We start from the raw sequence: 15,763 nt of genomic DNA, 5'->3' as shown, positions 1-15,763 counted from the left end.
CACCCCGGCCGACCGGCATCGCAGGCGCCGCGGGGCTGCAGCGTGGGTGGCACGATTTCCTGGTCATGGAACCAACGCACGGCCGGTACTCCCGGGCCATCCAACCGGCGTGCGCGGGTGTAAATCTTACCGAACAGGGAAAATCTTACGAGTCCGTGAGGGGCAGCGCCTGACCGTCGCACTCGACGTTGACCGCGCAGACCACGACCGACACCTCCATACCCAGATAGTCGCCCGGGCTTCCCGCCCATTCTCCGGTCAGCGGCAGTGCCTGCCGCGGGTCGCGGGCGACGGCGACGCGGATCAGGTTCTTGCCGCCGACGATGGCGTTGGTCGGGTCGAATTCGACCCAGCCGGCGCCGGGCAGGTAAATCTGCACCCAGGCATGGGTCGCGCCGGTGGCCGGCGTATCGACGATGCCGTTATCGATGGCCGGGTCGTATTGGTAGCCGCTGACGAAACGGGCGGCCAGGCCGAGGCTGCGGACCGCTTCGATCATCAGCAGCGCGAAGTCGCGACAACTGCCCGCGCCGCGCTCGAGCGTTTCGACCGGCGTCTGCGTGCCCTCGGCAACACGGAACGCATAGGCAAAACCGTTCTTGATCGCCAGCATCATGCGTTCGAGCATCGGCTGCGTCTGGACCAGACTCGGCGCCGCGCCCGGTTCCGGCGTGGCGAACTGCTTGGCCCAGTTATCCACCTTGTGCTCGGGGTCCGGGTAGTGGCGCTCGATCATCCGGGCGAGATCGGGGATTTCGTCGTTCGAATAACTGAAAGGGTAGGTGCGGGCGTATTCCTCGATCGGAAAATACGGCGCATCAAGGGCATAGTGCTCGAGCGTGATATCGCTCTGGAAGCGCAGTTCGGCTGTTTCGGCGGAAAATTCGGCAATTGTCACCGAATTGCCGAAAACATCATGCAGCCAGCGGATCGAGGCGGCCGGCGGGCTGATCGTCAGGGTCGCCCTAAAGAGCCGCAGATCGTGGCTGTCACGTGGCCGGAACATCAGTCGATGGCTTCCGATCTGCACCGGCCGGGCGTAGCGGTAAATAGTGATGTGGCGGATGGTCAGCATCGGAGGGGGTCAGGGTCCGCTAACGGCGATCAACCGATACCGCCGGCCATCGGGCCGGGCAGGCATGGAGAATCCTTTCGATCACGAAGCGGCGGCTGGCTCGAGCCGGTTGTCTACGGCGCGAACCCCTTCGACATTCCCGACCAGCTGCTCGGCTCGCGCGATCATGGCTTGCGGTACGACGCCACGCAGGGTGACTCTGCCGTCCTGGGTTTCAACGGCAATGGGGAGCGGCAACAGTTCGGCATCGGATGCCAGCCGGGCTTTGACCCGGGCATTGATGGCATCGTCGTTGCTGCGCGGAGCGGCGGCGCTCGGCACCTGGCTCGCCGGTTCGGTGTTCGCGCGCTCGCAGCCGCCAAGCATGAGGCCGCCGGCAAGAATGCTCCCGCACAACGCCAGGAGTGCCTTGGTCTTGATGTCTGTAGCGCTATTCCCGGTCACTTGACGCCTCCTTGATCCTTGTAACCACCCATCGCCCCGAGGCAACCGCGGCTGCCGTGAAGAGGTAAAAGCGGCGCGGCGGCTGAAGATCTATTCATCATCGAACGGTATCCGGGAATCCTGTTCGAAGCGCTTCTTGCGCTTGCGACCGAAGGCCCAGATCACGACGCCGACAAACAGCGCGATCAGCATGAACAGCCAAACGGTATATTCCCAGGTCGCCATGGCTTCAAGCCGTTTCCGGGCCGGCCTTGTCGCGCCACTGTGAGCCGGCCGATGCCGGCTACTTGGCGCTGCCTCGGGTCGACTTGCCGGAACTGATCAGCAGGCTGATCAGAAAACCGGCGGCCAATGCGATGCCTGCCATTTTGAGCGGATTGTCGTGGGCATAGCTGCGGCTGGCGCCAAGCAGATGCTGCTCGGCATCTTTCAGCCGGGTGGCGGTTCGCTCCAGCCGTTGCGCCACGCGGTCGGAGGCGCCGCTAATGCGATCCACCATCTGATGCGCGCTCGCCGCCGTGCGCCATACTGCCGGACGGGCAGCTTCGGAAAGCTGATCGATGGCTTGATGCGCCTGCTCGGCGGTGATTGCCAGTTTGGCGACGGGGAGCGGCAAATTTTCTGCACTATGTTTCATATTGGTCTTCCTGATCGAGAATGAAACCTGGGGCACCGGATGTTTGGCCTGCGCCCCGATCGTCCGGCAAGTGCCAGGCGCCTACTTCATGGCTGCCGTGGCCTCGGCCTTGGCAGCAGCTTCCGCCACCTTGGCTTCCTTGACGCAGACGTCCTTTGCATTGCCCGCCTTGTCGTCGCATTGCTCCTTGGCAACCGCATAGTCGGCCTCGGCCTTGGCGACCCGAACCTGGTAGTCGTTCCTGGGCGACGGCTTGTAATTGGCTTCCAGTTCGGCGAGGGCGACCTTCTCCTTGCCTTTCGCCTGGGCGACGCAGATATCCTTCTGGTTGCCGGACATGGCGCCACAGGCGCTCTTGGCCGCCTTGTACTCGGCAGCGATCGACTCCTTGTCCGCCTTGTAGCTGTCTTTCGACAGGCCTTCGGCCAGCCCGGTGATGCAGAAGGCGAGGCCAACGGTCAACGCGGTTATGGACAGGTTGATATTGAGTTCCTTCATGCTACCTCCTTAATGTTGTCGATTCGGGGCACCGGCCACAACGCCTCGGCGCCAGCAGAGCGTCACCCGGCGGCCAAAGGGGAAGGGTTCGAATTCAGGACAGTCTTGCTCTAATTTCAGCAAGCGGCGTGCCATGCGCCAGCCAGCCTAGCGTCTTCGCTGGCGCAGACAACGGCAGTCGGCGTAGGGCCGAAGATCCGGCGCTGTTTTTCCGAAACTCAACAAAACGGCGACCAAGAAGGATTTACCGAATGATCGGTAAAAATTGCGATAAGGCGATGCATCGTGCGACTCCTTGCCCGCGCCTTCACCGACCGTCTGCCAGGCGGGGCGAGGAAAGTCAGTCAATGGAATGGTGTTTGCTGGTAGTCAGTACCGGGATCCATGCCGCGCCAGCGGCCTGCAGTTGGCACAAAGTTGGCCATGGCCCTCAACACCTTCCGGAACCGCTCACCCCGGCCCAATCCGTGAATTTGACAAGCCGGATCGTTCATTGAACCAAGGAGAAATCATTATGAAAACAGAGAGCCATATTGTCACCGGGATTTACGCCAGCCGTGCCGAAGCGGAGACGGTGCGCAGCCGACTGATCGAACAGGGCATCCTGCGCAAGCATATCAAGGTGGTCGAACGGGTGCGGGCCGAAGATGACAATCCCCAGCTCGCCGACGACGACGAGGTGTTGAAGGAGGTGCTGATCGACGGCACCGTCGGCACACTGGTCGGTACCGGCCTTGGCGCCCTGGGACAAGTGGCGCTGGTGGCGGCCAACGTGACGCTGTTCGTTGCCAGTCCGCTCCTCGCACCGCTGGCCATGCTCGGCTGGGGCGCCGTTCTCGGCGGCGTGGTCGGGGCAGCTGCCGGGGCCAACAAGGGCGCGAAAAAGCGTGACGGGAAATTTGCCGATCTCGTGCACTACGCCATCCGCAGCGGCCATGTAACGCTGATCGTCGAAACCCCGACCGCGACGGAAAAGAACCTGGCGACCAAGATCATCGGTGATTCCTTGACCGTGCGCGATGAACAGCGCGTCGCCTGATACGAAGGAGAATGGCCATGTTGTCGACCTTGCGAAAAGCCACCAGCCTACCCGATCATAAGACGATCAATAGCGGCAGGAGCAGCGCCATCACTAGCCTGCACCTTGAGACTCGGCAGCCATTGCAGGCGCAGCCAGGACGGGCGCCTGTCGTCAGCATCGACCGACTGTCGCGCCAAAACCGCCTGCTCAAGGCCCTGCCGGACGAGGTGTGGAATCGCATTTCTCCCCACCTGCAACTGTGCGAACTGCCGCTCGGCAGTTGCCTGATCGAGGAAGCCGGCGGCTTGTACAGCCAAGTCTACTTCCCGACCAACGCGATCGTTTCGCTGCTCTGCATGATGGAAAACGGGGCCTCGGCCCAGGCCGCGATGGTCGGCATCGAAGGCATGGTCGGCCTGTCGCGCTTCATGGGCATTGAAACGTCGGCCTGCAGCGCCGTCGTGCTCAGCGCCGGCTATGCCTTCCGGCTGCCGGCCAGAGTGCTGATGCACGAGTTTGAGCGGACGCCGGCCGTAACCCGGCTACTGCTCTGCTACACACAGTCGTTGATCACCCAGGTGATGCAGAGTGCCGGCTGCAACCGCCTTCATTCGATCGAGCAGCAGCTGTGCCGCTGCCTGCTGGCGAGCCTCGACCGCTTGCCGGGCGACGATCTGACGATTACCCACGAACACATTTCGAAAATGATCGGCGTCCGCCGCGAAGGGATCACCGAGGCGGCCGGCAAGCTGCAACGGCTCGGCATGATCCGTTATAGCCGCGGACATATCACCGTGCTCGATCGTCCGGGCCTGGAAGATCACGCCTGCGAATGCTATTCCGTGATCAAGCGCGAAACCGAACGCCTTCTGCCCGCTGCGTCGTGGGCCAATTGAACGGGCTTCCCAGCCGGGCGCCGACTTTGTATTTTTTTCTGGATGGCTGGTAAAAATTCAGGTCAACGGGCAAATCAAGGCAGGAATGGATGGCTACCCCGGCCGGAAGCACACTGGCTCGGGTTTTGCAGGTATCTGGATTGGGTGCCATTTGAGCTTGGCCGGCATCTACCCAATTACCAGTAACGGAGGAGGTTTGCCATGAACCAGTTGAATCGAATGTCCTACTTTTTTGTTGCGCTTCTTTATGCCTTTGTGCTCGGTTGCGCCTCGTCCCCGCGACACGAAGGCACCGGGGACTATGTCGACGACACCGTGATCACAACAAAGGTGAAAGCGGCCATCCTCGAGGATTCGGCGTTGAAAGTTAGCGAGATCAATGTCGAGACCTATAAGGGCCGGGTTCAGTTGAGCGGCTTCGTCAGTTCCCGCGATCAGATCGAGCGGGCCGCCGAAGTGACGCGCAAGGTCAAGGGCGTCAAGTCCGTGGTCAATGACATCCGCCTGAGATAGGACGGTGGGCGGGGGGCGATCCCCTCGCCAGCATTGCCCGGCCCGCTCCGGCGAGTGGAAGCTTGCTGGCTCCCGGGTCGGGCAGGGCAGGGATAGATTGTGCTCCTGATCCTGTGGTTGCTCGGCATGGTCTAGGACAGGCCTGCCATAGCCCGCCAGCCGTTGAAGCGACCGGCTGGAAATAGTGACTGCAACTTCCACCCGGGCGTGGCAAAAGATACCGAATCGTGACGCCGGGGCGCGGCGATCATTTCGCCGACGTTTTCCCTGGCTGGCGGGGGATGACGCTGATCTTGCCGTCGCTTTCCATGTAAGCGGTGCGAACCTCGGACAAGTCGGCAATACCGTGCTCGCGCAACTGGGCGTAGAGATCGTCCTCGCTCAGATATTCGCGGCGCAGGTTGCGATGAATGATCCGGCCATCGCGGACAAGGCAGATTTCCGGCGGCTGGAGCAGGCGGCGCAAGCGGGGTGAGCGGTAGGCGAGGAAATCGAACAGCAGGTTCCAGCCGATGATGGTCGAGATCAGGATGATTCCATCGCTCACCGAGCGGTATTAGGCGGCCATCGCATTCTGGGCGGCATCGGCGACCAGCACCAGCAGCACGTCGGCGATGCCGACGGTGCGGATGTCGCGCTGCAGAATGGTTCGGAAAACAGCGAACAGAAAAAGATAGACAATGCTGCCGCGAACAAACAGTTCCACAGGCGAAACGCTCAGAACGAAGAGGCTGGGCCAATCGGGTGACATGGTTTGCATTTGAGAGCAATGGGCATGCCCGAAGCTTCGTCCTCCATCACCGGCCAGGTGATTCATCCGAATGGCGGGCGCATCGCCAATGACTAAGCGAAGGCATGCCGATTGCTAAAGCCAAATGGCGATTCCCGAGGGGCGATTGAAGGCAATTAGTCTTCCCATGGAAGCGCAAACCCACCAAGTCGGCAATGGTGCCGATAGCAGCTTCTTGGTATTGATCTAGGAGAGATGAAATGGCAAGTTCAACTTATGCAGGTAGCAGCAGTAGTAGCCAGCAGGCCAGAATCGTCGGTGGTGTCCCGTGCGAAGGCCCCGGCCCCGAAGTCATGGCGGCAGACACCCTCGAGGGTGACGATGTGGTCAATCACGAGGGCGAGAATCTTGGCGAAATCAAGAAGATCATGATCGATGTGCAGAGCGGTCGGGTAGCCTACGCGGTGTTGTCGTCGGGTGGTTTTCTCGGCATTGCCGACAAGCTGTTCGCCATTCCGTGGGGCGCACTGACGCTGGATGCGGACCACAAGTGCTTCATTCTCGACGCCGACAAGGAAAAGCTGGAGAACGCCCCGGGTTTCGACAAGGACCACTGGCCGGCCATGGCGGACGTCACCTGGGCGCGGCAAGTACATGACTATTACGGGCAGCAGACCTACTGGTAGTCAATGCCTGAAAGCCGGTTAATACCGGACTCGAACGCGGCCAGGCGGTGACGCCTGGCCGCGTTTTTTTCCGCCAGTTCGGACGGGCGCAACAGGCGGGAAACAGGTAATTCTTTCAAACGGTACAGCATTTTTTTCAATTGACCGACGGAGTCAGCCGCCGGCAGCGCAATCCGCTTAAAACGCCAACAGCCCCAGCAGCACGCCGAAGATCAGCACGATGAGGAAGATGGTCAGGGCGATGAAGAATAGGATTTTAGCAATGCCTGCCGCCCCGGCCGCGATATTGGTGAAGCCCAGCAGCCCGGCGACCAGGGAAATAATGAAAAAGATGATGGCTAGTTTGATCATGGCTCTTTGCTCCTTGTGCCTTGGTTCACCGGCACCAGCCAATACCGGAGCAAGTCGTATGCCCCGTTGCCGCAGTTGGCAAGTCAAGCCACCTAAAATGGATGTTGTCCGGCAGGCCGCGGCTGGGCATGTGTTTTGCCAGACCTGTCCCGTGATCCACTAATCTTGCGAGGTGTTGCGATGCCGGACAGAAAAGCCATCGAACGGGCCGAAAAGGACAAGCGCGAAGGAAAGTCGCCGTCGACACAGGCCGGCGAATTCGTTCGTGAAGAAATACACCATATCCGCGAGGGCAGGCACGGCGCCCGCTCGACCAAGCAGGCCATTGCCATTGGCCTGTCCGAAGCGCGCCGGGCCGGAGTCAAGCTTCCGCCACCGAAGGCAGGAAGCGGCAGCGAGGCAACCCGGCGCAAGGCCGAACGCGACCTGAAAAATGGCGCGCCGGGCGGAACCAGCGTTTCCCGCCGCCGCGCCAAGGCCACGCTGGGAGCGTTGGAACGCGAAGGGGACGCCGCCGCAACGCCGGCGGCGCTCGCCAAGCAAGGCCGGGCCGCTGCCCGCCAGCGCAGTCCCGCCGAGCGCTCCGCTGCGGCCCGCCAGGGGGCGCAGACCAAGGGAGCTGCCGGGCGTTCCGCCGTCGCCCGTAAAGCGGCGCAAACCCGGGCGGCCCGACGCAGCGGCGGCTGAAGGACGGGAAACGTCGGCTGATTCGCTGGGCGGGACCGGCCATGAAACTGGCCCTTTTGACTAGTTTCCGGTGCCGATTGCCGGCTGTCGTTTCCGCTCGGCGGGAAAAAGCCGGGTATTCGTCAGCCGCTTGCTTTTATGAGTTACTCCGACTCCGTGCAGGCGGCTACGGGCGAACCATCAGTGAATGTCGCGACAGCTAACCAGGCGCAAGCGATCGCCGACGCGCAGCAGTTGGCTGCGCGAGCGCAGATATTTCTGTTGCACGGCGTAAGCCTGTTCCTCCGCCGCCATCACGCCCTGGCAGGTTTCGAACATCTGCTCGCCGAAATACTGGTTTTGCAGGGCATGGACGTATTCATGAACCAGGAACGAGTTATCTGCATCGTTGTCCAGGTTCAGATCGTTGCGATAGACAATCCGTCGCTGCTCAATCAGATACGCCGCGACCAAGCCGCGCTGCTGCATGCATTGAGCGTGGCTATCGGCTTCGACCTTCAATTCGTCGCACACCGTCGTCATCATCCGGTGCTGTTCGGAGCATTGCCGATACTGCGCCAGCAGCATCGGCACAGCGGCGCGCTCGTCGGCGCATATTTCGACCAGCATGGCCTGATACGGCATGGCCTGAACAGGCGGCAGCGTTTCGATGGGCGGCAAACCGCTGAACTGAATCGCGGCAGCCACCAAAGAGGCCAGCAGTTCGTCCATTTCGCACCTCCTCACGTCAGTCCGGCGACGCCAGCTACCGCCAACCGCATGGCAGTAATTGCAACAAGCATTTACCTGCAATGACCCGGCAGCAGGAAAAAAGTTTCCAACGCAACAACAGGCGGACAGACCCTGAGCTATCCCCATGAATCCGCTGAGGAAGCGACAGCGGCGCGCTCGGGCAGGCCGGCAACGGGCGCGCCATTTGCTCCGGTCAGACTTTGACAACCCGCGGTTGAAGGAGACGGACATGGCTTCGGCAAAACCTGTGGTTCTGGTCACCGGCTCGGCTGGGCGGCTCGGCAGCGCGATCGGTGCGGCGCTGGCCGAGTGTTTCACCGTGGTCGGCTTCGAACTCGACTGCCGGCAGGCGGTCGACTGCATCGACGCCGATATCATCGTCGAGGCGGCGCTCGCCGCCGCCTGCCGCAGTCTGCGCGAGCGCTACGGCGGACGCCTGGCGTCGGTCATTCATCTGGCTGCCTTCTACGACTTCACCGGTGAGCCCGATGCGCGCTATGAAGCGGTCAATGTGCAGGGCACGCGCCACCTGCTGCAGGCCTTGCAAGGTTTCGAAGTCGAGCAGTTCGTCTACGCCAGCACCATGCTGGTCCACGCCCCGACCCGGCCCGGCGTGGCGCTCGACGAAACGGCCGAACTGGCGCCGAAATGGCCGTATCCGCAATCCAAGGTGGCGGCGGAAGAGGTGGTGCGCCGCGAGCGCGGGCGGATTCCCGCAGTCATCCTGCGCCTGGCTGGCGTCTATAGCGACGATTGCGAAGTTCCCTCGCTGGCCTACCAGATCCAGCGCATCTACGAGCGGCAGCGGCTCAGCCATGTCTTCCCCGGCGACCCGGCCCACGGCCAGGCCTTCGTGCATCTCGACGATGTCGCCGCAGCCTTTCGCCTGACCGTGGAGTCCCGGTCTAAGCTGGGCGAAGAAACGACCGTGTTGATCGGCGAGCCGGTCAGCGAAAGCTACGAATCGCTGCAGAACCTGATCGGGCGCCTAATCCATGGCGAAGCCTGGACGACGCGGCGCATCCCGAAGCCGGTGGCGGCGACCGGCGCCTGGGCTCAGGAGGTGATCGAGGACGTCATCCCCGACGCCATCGACCGCGGCATCGAACCCTTCATCAAGCCCTTCATGGTCTGGCTGGCCGACGATCACTACGAACTGGACATTTCGCGCGCCGCCAGTCTGCTCGGCTGGCGACCGCGCCACAGCCTGCGCGGCACGCTACCCCGGATGATTGGTCAGCTCAAACAGAGCCCAGCCGCCTGGTATCGCCGGAATCGCATCCCGATTCCGCTGTGGCTGGAAGATCTGGCCGAGCAGCCAACACCGGAAACGCAGTTGATCGCCGAATTCGAGGCCCTCGATCGGCATCAGCACGGGCAGACGGTGTGGTGCCATTTCGCCAACGCGGCGCTCGGCCTGTGGCTGGTTTCCAGCCCCTTCATTTTCGGGCTGGCCGAGCACTGGGGCATCGCCGGCGAACTGCCGGCGCCCAACCAGCGCGGCCTGCCGCTGGCGGATACCTGGATGACCGCCAGCGACATCCTGAGCGGCCTGCTGATTACCCTGTTCGCCCTTTTTTCGCTGTCCCGCCGTACCGGCTGGGCGCGCTGGGCGACGGCCGCATTGGGTAGCTGGCTGCTGTTCGCGCCGCTGGTTTTCTGGACGCCGAGCGCCGTCGCTTATGCCAACGATACGCTGGTCGGCGCCCTGGTCATCCTGTTTGCGGTGGGAGTGCCGGCGACGCCCGGGGTCAGTCCGGTCGCCCGGCTGGTCGGGCCGGATACGCCGCCCGGCTGGGATTACAGCCCATCCTCGTGGAACCAGCGCATTCCGATCATCGCCCTGGCCCTTGTCGGCCTGCTCATTTCGCGCTATCTCGCCGCCTTCCAGCTCGGCCATATCGACGCCGCCTGGGATCCCTTCTTCGGCGACGCCCGGGGTCAGTCCGGTCGCCCGGCTGGTCGGGCCGGATACGCCGCCCGGCTGGGATTACAGCCCATCCTCGTGGAACCAGCGCATTCCGATCATCGCCCTGGCCCTTGTCGGCCTGCTCATTTCGCGCTATCTCGCCGCCTTCCAGCTCGGCCATATCGACGCCGCCTGGGATCCCTTCTTCGGCGACGGCAGCGAGGTCATCATCACCTCGGCCGTCTCCGAAGCCTGGCCGGTTTCCGACGCCGGACTGGGCGGCGCCGCCTATGTCCTCGAAATCATTACCGGCGTCATCGGCGACAAGCGACGCTGGCGCACGATGCCCTGGCTGGTGCTGCTCTTCGGCGTGATGATCGTGCCGCTCGGCGGGGTCAGCATTGTCTTCATCATCATCCAGCCGATCGTCATCGGCACCTGGTGCACGCTGTGCCTGCTGGCAGCGGTCGCCATGTTGCTGCAGATCCCGTATTCCTTCGACGAAATCCTGGCCACCCTGCAGTTTCTCCGCGAACGCCGGCGGCAGGGGAAATCGCTGTGGCACGTGATTGTCCACGGCGACACCATCGACGGCGGCAGCGCCGATTACGCGGACGATTTCGAGGCGCCACCCGGCGCGGTGGTACGCGAAATGCTCCGCGGCGGGGTCACCGTACCGTGGACCGTGGCCATCAGCGCCGCCATCGGTGTCGGGCTGATGCTGACCCGCCCGCTGTTCGATACCTCCGGCCGGCGGCCGATAACGACCACGTGATCGGCTCGCTGGTTGTCACCTTTGCCGTGATGGCCCTGGCCGAAGTCGCCAGGCCACTGCGCTTTGCAAATGGTGCCTTCGGGCCTGGCTGCTGGTTGCGCCCTGGCTACTCGAGGGCTACAGCGTGGCCGGCAGTCTCGTCAGCGGTTTCGCCGGTCTGGCGTTGATCGCACTCTGCCTGCCGCGCGGGGCGATCGTCAGCCACTACGGCACCTGGGATCGCTATCTGCGGAGCAGGGAAGAGCAGCCCGGGCAGCCTATTTCGGCGAGGTGATGCGGTGAAACAGGGCGTATTTCCGGTCGACTGCAGCAGCGGCGGGCAGCCGTGCCGGCGGCGGCGAAGGATTTACCGGTTATCGGTAAAAATTGCGGCCAAGTCGAGCCAAAGGCGGTCTTAGACCGGCCTTTAGCTCGCCAGTCGGCCAGCAGCACGGAAAAACAAGGAGTGGAACGGTGTTTGCTGGAAGGCAATGAATCCCGGCGCGGTCGGGCCGGACGGATAAACAAAGCAGCTGTCACGCATCCTGACCCTCTCCGTTTGCGAAAGGAAAAAAACATGCAGCAAAGTCTATGGCGCGCGTCGCGCGATTGCTCGTTCGCTGATAACGCGGATGGCCGGCCAACGGGCGGCGCCTTCCTCTGGAGCACTGCCCGGGAATCGCTGGCAGGGGCTGGCTGGCCAATATTCCGGCTTCACCGCCGGCCGAGCCCGACCCGCCGAATCCTGCCGATCCGCCAAAGCCCCCGTACCACCGAGGACCCCGGAGTTCCCGCCTGACAAGGAGCCGCCCGGGATCGATGATCCTCCGCCCGATGTCCTGCCCGTGCCGGTCCGCGAACCGCCGGCGATGGCGAAACCGCTTGCGTTATGGCTGACCGACGCGGCCAGCGTGCGGCAGCACTTTTTTTAAAAGAGAGGAGTGGCGCCATGAATCAACTGACCAATGAACAACGCGCTACCTTGTTCGAGCTGCTCGATGCCCAGGAGAGAGTTCTGGAGTCCGCGATGCACGAACATGTCGCCCGCCTGCGCGACTGCAGTGCGCCCGGCATGACGCCGACCACCGGCGACATCGAACTGATCCGCGAACACCCGAGCCGCGCCGTGGTCCGCGACGTCCGCGACTTGCGCGTTATCGAGGCCGCCCGCGCCCGTCTTGCCGCCGGCAGTGCCGTCGTCTGCATCGACTGCGGCAGCGCGATCGCCTTCGAGCGCCTGCTGGCACAGCCGACGGCAACCCGCTGTCCGCATTGCCAGGTCTTTTGCGAACAGGCTGTTACAGGGCGGTCAGAAAGCATGAGGCGGCCCCTGAATTTTGGACCGTGGACTAAATGACAACCTTGCTCAAGCACCGGCCAGGCAGCGACGGAGAAACGGAACAAGTGCCGAGGTCAACAGCCGGTAAGCCTTACCGGCCAGCCCGTAAGTCTTGCCGCCAGCTGCCGCCCCTGGTCGTGGCAGCCATGCTGGGCGCCGCCCTGATCGGCTGCCAGCGCCAGGAAACCCCGCTGCCGAAGAGCGATATCGTTTTGCCATTGATCGAGGGGGAACAGCGGTTTGGCGTTCCGCTCGGCCCTGGCGCCAGCCAGGAACTGCCGCCTCGCCCGAGGCCAGGAGAAACGATCGATTCGCAGCATCCAACGCTGCGCAGGCCAGGCCTGATTGCAATCTGAGGCTGGCGAGAGGCGCCGCGCCATGACAAGACGGTCGACGGATTGAAATTTTTGACACGTTGGGAGACGCGAGATGAAAACGTTGATGACCAGCAAACGACTTCGGAGCTGGGCGGCGTTGGCAGCAATACCGTTGCTCGCGGCATGTGGCGGCCACTACTATCAGGTGACTGATACGGCCAGCGGCAAGGCGTATTACACCCGGGATATCGAGCACGACGACGGACATGCCCGATTTGTCGACAAAGCCACCGGCGACAAAGTCAATCTGAGTGGTTTCGAGGTCAGGAAAATCACTGAGGAACAGTACAAGAACGCCGTCCGAAAGTAGCGCCGGGGAATGCCGTCCGGCTCTTTTCGGTCCTCGCCGGGCTTCCGCCCGGCGGCTTGGTCGCCTGAAAGCAATTCCGGCGCTGCAATCGGGGGTCGGCCTGCCTAGGGCACACGGGTCGAGCGGTAGCCGAAGATTCCGGCCAATCCGATGATGATCAGGTAAATGGCGACAATGTAATTGAGCAGGCTGGGCACAGCCAGGATCAGGATGCCGGCGATCAGTGCGGCCAGGGGGGCAAGGTGCAAGGTCATAGTCATCGCTCTCCATATCAGGGGGCAGGTCGTTCCGGGTATTCGCTTCATCGTCCATGGCGGATTCCGGTTGGCGGAAATGCCGGATCGGGCGAACAGTAATCAGTCCTGCAGATTCCATACCAAGGCGATGGGGCAGACCAGACCGCCTCGCCTGGCGGTTAACGCGGCTCGCCCGGCGCCAGGCAGTAAGTCTTACTGCCAAACCCGCAAATTTTACTGGGCGAGCCTGTCGTGACGGCCGACCGCCGGCAGGTGGCGCGGCATTTGCATTACCCGGTTGACCGGGGCTGTATCGTGGCCCGGACATGCGGGAACCTTCCTACAAATGCTTCAGCAAGGTCTGACAGCGAGGCGCCAGGGGAGGGCCTAGCATGAATTGAGCTCCCGGCAATGCCGCAGCAATGGCGTTCCGGAGACTTTCCCTTCACCCACCCAAGGAGACTCGCGATGAAACACAAAATCAGCCTTTCCACCCTGTTGCTTCTCGGTGCCCTGCCGCTGGGCGCCATCGCCAACGATCCGGCGCCGGCCACCGCGAATCCGCCGGCCAAGGAAAGCGCCGGCGAGTATGTCGACGATACGGCGATCACCGCCAAGGTCAAGGCGGCCTTCGTCAAGGACAAGGAAGTCAAGGCAACCGAGGTCAAGGTCGAGACTTTCAAGGGCACGGTCCAGCTGTCTGGCTTTGCGTCGAGCAGCACGGCCATCGAGCGGGCCGCACAACTGGCCAATCAGGTCCCGGGCGTCAAGGCCGTGCGCAACGACATTCGCCTCAAGCAGCCCTGATCGGCCGGCGCCTGCCCGGAGCGGCAGTAACGACCATCGGCCGGCTTGATCCCGGCCGATGAAAAGTCCGACAAGGTGCTGACAGGAGAAAGCCATCATGTTGCACTATGCCGCAGTATTCCTGATCATCGCATTGATCGCCGCGCTGTTCGGCTTCGGCGGTATCGCCGCGAGCGCCGTCGGTATCGCCAAGATCCTTTTCTACATCTTCCTGGTGCTGGCGCTGATTTCGCTGCTCGGCGGACTGCTGCGAAGGTAATCGAGATGCGGGCCGACAATCGCGCGATGACCACTGGTTGGCCTTGGCTTTTGTGTCTCAGCGTGATTCTCGGCGCCTGCGCGACCCGCCCGCCGGCCCGCCCGTTGCCCGAGGTCGGCCAGCAGCCAGTGCCGATCAGGGTGGACGACGAATCGGGACCGCTGAACGCTGCGCAAGCCGCCGCCGCGGTGAAGCGCATTGAAGGCGAGGATGTGCACGGCCTGCTCGCCCGCCATCTCGGCGAGGTCGAGGCCGTAATGAGCGCTCCGCTGGCCCTGGGCAATAGCGCCCGCCTGCTGATCGACGGCCCTCAGACGGAGCGGGCCATGTTGCGCGCGATCAACCGGGCACGCCACCATATCGATCTCGAAACCTACCTGCTGGAACCGGCCGGCATTGGCGAACGCCTGGCCAGCGCACTCGAGGCCAAGCGGGCCGAGCGGGTGGCGGTACGCGTGCTCTACGACAGCATCGGCTCGCTGGCCACGCCGCATGAATACTTCGCACGCCTCAAGGCTGCCGGCATTGCCGTCTGCGAATTCAATCCGGTGAGTCCGCTGCGCCTGCAGGGCGATGCCCGCTTGAGCCTGAACAACCGCGATCACCGCAAGCTGCTGATCGTCGATAACCGCGTCGCCTTCACCGGCGGCATCAATATCAGCAGTGTCTACAGTTCCGGTTCATTTAGCCGCCGGAGCGCGGCGCCCAGCCGGACGGAAGGCTGGCGCGACACCCATGTCGCCGTTCGCGGTCCGGTCGTCGATCAGTTCCAGAAACGCTTCGACGACACCTGGCGCAGCCAGGGCTGCCCCGACGCCGACGGGGCAGAGCCGCGCATCAATCCGCCTGCGGTACGGGCCGGCGGCATGGCGATGCGGCTGGTTGCCGCCGATCCGCTGGCCGAACGCAACGAACTCTATCTGGCGTTGCTCTCGGCCATCGAGCACGCGCAGCGCCGGGTCTGGCTGACTTACGGCTACTTCGTGCCCGATGAGCGCATTCGCCTCGCCTTGCAGGATGCCGCCCGGCGCGGCGTCGATGTCCGGCTGGTGCTGCCCGGCTTCAGCGACTTCTGGGCGCCGCTCTATGCCGGACGGTCGCGCTACAGCGAGTTGCTGGAAGCCGGTGTCCGCATCTTCGAACGCCATGATGCGCTGCTCCATGCCAAGACCGCGGTGATCGACGGTGTCTGGTCCAGCGTCGGCTCGACCAATCTCGACTGGCGCAGCCTGGTACACAACTTCGAGGCCGACCTGCTGGTACTGGACAGCGGTTTCGCCAACGAGCTGCAGCAGTTGTTCGGGCTCGACCAGTCGGCCTCGTACGAGGTCGTGCGCAGCGACTGGTCCCGGCGCGGCGTCAAGAGCCGCTTGCTCGAATGGCTGGTCGGGTTCTGGGAATACATGTTGTGAAAAGCGTCCCGGCAACTCGGCATGCTTTCTGCTGGACTACGGACATCGGGCCATTCGCCGGATCACTCTTTCTGGCGCAGCCAAGGCGGG

23 protein-coding genes and 1 pseudogene are annotated in these 15,763 nt (G+C 63.1%); 13 read left to right on the top strand and 11 right to left on the bottom strand.

Annotated elements, in window-relative coordinates; translation table 11 throughout:
• Positions 1-145 precede the first annotated feature (145 nt).
• The 5 genes from NQE15_RS15290 to NQE15_RS15270 form a co-directional block, all read right to left on the bottom strand.
• Positions 146-1,075: a transglutaminase family protein gene (locus NQE15_RS15290; protein ID WP_265942534.1), complete on the bottom strand. Its 930-nt coding sequence runs from the start codon at positions 1,073-1,075 to the stop codon at positions 146-148.
• An 81-nt stretch (positions 1,076-1,156) separates the two neighbouring features.
• Positions 1,157-1,519 carry a BON domain-containing protein gene (locus NQE15_RS15285; RefSeq protein ID WP_265942533.1) on the bottom strand — a complete coding sequence of 121 codons (363 nt, stop codon included), beginning with the start codon at positions 1,517-1,519 and terminating at the stop codon, positions 1,157-1,159.
• A 90-nt stretch (positions 1,520-1,609) separates the two neighbouring features.
• Complete coding sequence (locus tag NQE15_RS15280) at positions 1,610-1,744, bottom strand: cbb3-type cytochrome oxidase subunit 3 (RefSeq protein ID WP_265942532.1); 135 nt, start codon at positions 1,742-1,744, stop codon at positions 1,610-1,612.
• Positions 1,745-1,802: 58 nt separating this feature from the next.
• On the bottom strand, positions 1,803-2,156 hold the full coding sequence (locus NQE15_RS15275; RefSeq protein ID WP_265942531.1) for a DUF883 family protein: 354 nt from the start codon (positions 2,154-2,156) through the stop codon (positions 1,803-1,805).
• An 81-nt stretch (positions 2,157-2,237) separates the two neighbouring features.
• Entirely contained in the window at positions 2,238-2,654 is a 417-nt protein-coding gene (locus NQE15_RS15270; RefSeq protein WP_265942530.1) for a hypothetical protein, read from the bottom strand.
• Positions 2,655-3,168: 514 nt separating this feature from the next.
• On the opposite strand from NQE15_RS15270, the gene NQE15_RS15265 reads away from it, so the two are divergent.
• From NQE15_RS15265 to NQE15_RS15255, 3 genes are all read left to right on the top strand, one after another.
• Positions 3,169-3,693 carry a hypothetical protein gene (locus NQE15_RS15265; RefSeq protein ID WP_265942529.1) on the top strand — a complete coding sequence of 175 codons (525 nt, stop codon included), beginning with the start codon at positions 3,169-3,171 and terminating at the stop codon, positions 3,691-3,693.
• Positions 3,694-3,710: 17 nt separating this feature from the next.
• Positions 3,711-4,571, top strand: a complete 861-nt coding sequence (locus NQE15_RS15260) for a Crp/Fnr family transcriptional regulator (RefSeq protein WP_265942528.1) — start codon at positions 3,711-3,713, stop codon at positions 4,569-4,571.
• Between the two features lie 201 nt (positions 4,572-4,772).
• Positions 4,773-5,084, top strand: coding sequence for a BON domain-containing protein (locus NQE15_RS15255; protein WP_265942527.1), 312 nt, complete (start codon positions 4,773-4,775; stop codon positions 5,082-5,084).
• A gap of 247 nt (positions 5,085-5,331) precedes the next feature.
• On the opposite strand, the gene NQE15_RS15250 is transcribed toward NQE15_RS15255, so the two are convergent.
• Together NQE15_RS15250 and NQE15_RS15245 are read right to left on the bottom strand one after the other, a co-directional pair.
• A complete protein-coding gene (locus tag NQE15_RS15250) occupies positions 5,332-5,631 on the bottom strand; it encodes a DUF421 domain-containing protein (protein ID WP_265942526.1) in 300 nt (99 codons plus the stop codon).
• 9 nt (positions 5,632-5,640) lie between these two features.
• Positions 5,641-5,901: a hypothetical protein gene (locus tag NQE15_RS15245; RefSeq protein WP_265942525.1), complete on the bottom strand. Its 261-nt coding sequence runs from the start codon at positions 5,899-5,901 to the stop codon at positions 5,641-5,643.
• Positions 5,902-6,074: 173 nt separating this feature from the next.
• Here NQE15_RS15245 and NQE15_RS15240 point away from each other — a divergent pair, with 173 nt between their 5' ends.
• Entirely contained in the window at positions 6,075-6,500 is a 426-nt protein-coding gene (locus NQE15_RS15240; protein ID WP_265942524.1) for a PRC-barrel domain-containing protein, read from the top strand.
• Here NQE15_RS15240 and NQE15_RS15235 read toward each other — a convergent pair.
• Both NQE15_RS15235 and NQE15_RS15230 read right to left on the bottom strand, forming a co-directional pair.
• Entirely contained in the window at positions 6,491-6,640 is a 150-nt protein-coding gene (locus tag NQE15_RS15235; RefSeq protein WP_265942523.1) for a hypothetical protein, read from the bottom strand. The genes NQE15_RS15240 and NQE15_RS15235 overlap by 10 nt on opposite strands.
• A 37-nt stretch (positions 6,641-6,677) precedes the next feature.
• A complete protein-coding gene (locus NQE15_RS15230; RefSeq protein ID WP_265942522.1) occupies positions 6,678-6,851 on the bottom strand; it encodes a DUF1328 domain-containing protein in 174 nt (57 codons plus the stop codon).
• A gap of 180 nt (positions 6,852-7,031) precedes the next feature.
• Between NQE15_RS15230 and NQE15_RS15225 the strand changes: the two genes are divergently transcribed.
• A complete protein-coding gene (locus NQE15_RS15225) occupies positions 7,032-7,538 on the top strand; it encodes a DUF6496 domain-containing protein (protein ID WP_265942521.1) in 507 nt (168 codons plus the stop codon).
• 180 nt (positions 7,539-7,718) lie between these two features.
• Here NQE15_RS15225 and NQE15_RS15220 read toward each other — a convergent pair whose 3' ends face one another.
• Complete coding sequence (locus NQE15_RS15220) at positions 7,719-8,249, bottom strand: hypothetical protein (protein ID WP_265942520.1); 531 nt, start codon at positions 8,247-8,249, stop codon at positions 7,719-7,721.
• A gap of 145 nt (positions 8,250-8,394) precedes the next feature.
• On the opposite strand from NQE15_RS15220, the pseudogene NQE15_RS24090 reads away from it, so the two are divergent.
• The 5 genes and pseudogenes from NQE15_RS24090 to NQE15_RS15200 form a co-directional block, all read left to right on the top strand.
• Positions 8,395-9,192: pseudogene (locus NQE15_RS24090) on the top strand (NAD-dependent epimerase/dehydratase family protein); the annotation flags it as partial.
• Positions 9,193-9,952: 760 nt separating this feature from the next.
• The gene (locus NQE15_RS24085; protein WP_416336546.1) at positions 9,953-10,954 is read left to right on the top strand and encodes a vitamin K epoxide reductase family protein; all 1,002 of its coding nucleotides are present in this window, start codon (positions 9,953-9,955) and stop codon (positions 10,952-10,954) included.
• A gap of 928 nt (positions 10,955-11,882) precedes the next feature.
• The gene (locus NQE15_RS15210; protein ID WP_265942518.1) at positions 11,883-12,290 is read left to right on the top strand and encodes a TraR/DksA family transcriptional regulator; all 408 of its coding nucleotides are present in this window, start codon (positions 11,883-11,885) and stop codon (positions 12,288-12,290) included.
• A 47-nt stretch (positions 12,291-12,337) separates the two neighbouring features.
• Positions 12,338-12,628 (top strand): hypothetical protein, encoded by a 291-nt coding sequence (locus tag NQE15_RS15205; RefSeq protein WP_265942517.1) that lies wholly within the window; start codon positions 12,338-12,340, stop codon positions 12,626-12,628.
• A gap of 73 nt (positions 12,629-12,701) precedes the next feature.
• Positions 12,702-12,959 (top strand): hypothetical protein, encoded by a 258-nt coding sequence (locus tag NQE15_RS15200; RefSeq protein ID WP_265942516.1) that lies wholly within the window; start codon positions 12,702-12,704, stop codon positions 12,957-12,959.
• Between the two features lie 104 nt (positions 12,960-13,063).
• Here NQE15_RS15200 and NQE15_RS15195 read toward each other — a convergent pair whose 3' ends face one another.
• A complete protein-coding gene (locus NQE15_RS15195) occupies positions 13,064-13,213 on the bottom strand; it encodes a DUF3096 domain-containing protein (RefSeq protein WP_265942515.1) in 150 nt (49 codons plus the stop codon).
• A gap of 450 nt (positions 13,214-13,663) precedes the next feature.
• Here NQE15_RS15195 and NQE15_RS15190 point away from each other — a divergent pair, with 450 nt between their 5' ends.
• The 3 genes from NQE15_RS15190 to NQE15_RS15180 all read left to right on the top strand — a co-directional run bounded on the left by NQE15_RS15190 (position 13,664) and on the right by NQE15_RS15180 (position 15,673).
• Positions 13,664-14,002 carry a BON domain-containing protein gene (locus NQE15_RS15190; RefSeq protein ID WP_265942514.1) on the top strand — a complete coding sequence of 113 codons (339 nt, stop codon included), beginning with the start codon at positions 13,664-13,666 and terminating at the stop codon, positions 14,000-14,002.
• A gap of 97 nt (positions 14,003-14,099) precedes the next feature.
• Positions 14,100-14,261 carry a DUF1328 domain-containing protein gene (locus NQE15_RS15185; RefSeq protein ID WP_265942513.1) on the top strand — a complete coding sequence of 54 codons (162 nt, stop codon included), beginning with the start codon at positions 14,100-14,102 and terminating at the stop codon, positions 14,259-14,261.
• A gap of 62 nt (positions 14,262-14,323) precedes the next feature.
• Positions 14,324-15,673, top strand: coding sequence for a phospholipase D-like domain-containing protein (locus NQE15_RS15180; RefSeq protein ID WP_265942512.1), 1,350 nt, complete (start codon positions 14,324-14,326; stop codon positions 15,671-15,673).
• The last annotated feature ends 90 nt before the right edge of the window (positions 15,674-15,763 follow it).

This window comes from Dechloromonas sp. A34 (assembly GCF_026261605.1).
Taxonomy (GTDB): domain Bacteria; phylum Pseudomonadota; class Gammaproteobacteria; order Burkholderiales; family Rhodocyclaceae; genus Azonexus.
The sequence above is the reverse complement of the archived record's forward strand: the minus strand, read 5'-3'. Positions and strand labels throughout refer to the sequence as shown.

Excerpts from the sequence above, each read along its gene's own strand:
- NQE15_RS15290 (WP_265942534.1), bottom strand. The coding sequence starts at position 1,075 with ATGCTGACCATCCGCCACATCACTATTTACCGCTACGCCCGGCCGGTG.
- NQE15_RS15280 (WP_265942532.1), bottom strand. The coding sequence starts at position 1,744 with ATGGCGACCTGGGAATATACCGTTTGGCTGTTCATGCTGATCGCGCTG.
- NQE15_RS15275 (WP_265942531.1), bottom strand. The coding sequence starts at position 2,156 with ATGAAACATAGTGCAGAAAATTTGCCGCTCCCCGTCGCCAAACTGGCA.
- NQE15_RS15270 (WP_265942530.1), bottom strand. The coding sequence starts at position 2,654 with ATGAAGGAACTCAATATCAACCTGTCCATAACCGCGTTGACCGTTGGC.
- NQE15_RS15265 (WP_265942529.1), top strand. The coding sequence starts at position 3,169 with ATGAAAACAGAGAGCCATATTGTCACCGGGATTTACGCCAGCCGTGCC.
- NQE15_RS15260 (WP_265942528.1), top strand. The coding sequence starts at position 3,711 with ATGTTGTCGACCTTGCGAAAAGCCACCAGCCTACCCGATCATAAGACG.
- NQE15_RS15255 (WP_265942527.1), top strand. The coding sequence starts at position 4,773 with ATGAACCAGTTGAATCGAATGTCCTACTTTTTTGTTGCGCTTCTTTAT.
- NQE15_RS15245 (WP_265942525.1), bottom strand. The coding sequence starts at position 5,901 with ATGAATCACCTGGCCGGTGATGGAGGACGAAGCTTCGGGCATGCCCAT.
- NQE15_RS15240 (WP_265942524.1), top strand. The coding sequence starts at position 6,075 with ATGGCAAGTTCAACTTATGCAGGTAGCAGCAGTAGTAGCCAGCAGGCC.
- NQE15_RS15230 (WP_265942522.1), bottom strand. The coding sequence starts at position 6,851 with ATGATCAAACTAGCCATCATCTTTTTCATTATTTCCCTGGTCGCCGGG.
- NQE15_RS15225 (WP_265942521.1), top strand. The coding sequence starts at position 7,032 with ATGCCGGACAGAAAAGCCATCGAACGGGCCGAAAAGGACAAGCGCGAA.
- NQE15_RS15220 (WP_265942520.1), bottom strand. The coding sequence starts at position 8,249 with ATGGACGAACTGCTGGCCTCTTTGGTGGCTGCCGCGATTCAGTTCAGC.
- NQE15_RS24085 (WP_416336546.1), top strand. The coding sequence starts at position 9,953 with ATGCCAACGATACGCTGGTCGGCGCCCTGGTCATCCTGTTTGCGGTGG.
- NQE15_RS15210 (WP_265942518.1), top strand. The coding sequence starts at position 11,883 with ATGAATCAACTGACCAATGAACAACGCGCTACCTTGTTCGAGCTGCTC.
- NQE15_RS15200 (WP_265942516.1), top strand. The coding sequence starts at position 12,702 with ATGAAAACGTTGATGACCAGCAAACGACTTCGGAGCTGGGCGGCGTTG.
- NQE15_RS15195 (WP_265942515.1), bottom strand. The coding sequence starts at position 13,213 with ATGACCTTGCACCTTGCCCCCCTGGCCGCACTGATCGCCGGCATCCTG.
- NQE15_RS15190 (WP_265942514.1), top strand. The coding sequence starts at position 13,664 with ATGAAACACAAAATCAGCCTTTCCACCCTGTTGCTTCTCGGTGCCCTG.
- NQE15_RS15185 (WP_265942513.1), top strand. The coding sequence starts at position 14,100 with ATGTTGCACTATGCCGCAGTATTCCTGATCATCGCATTGATCGCCGCG.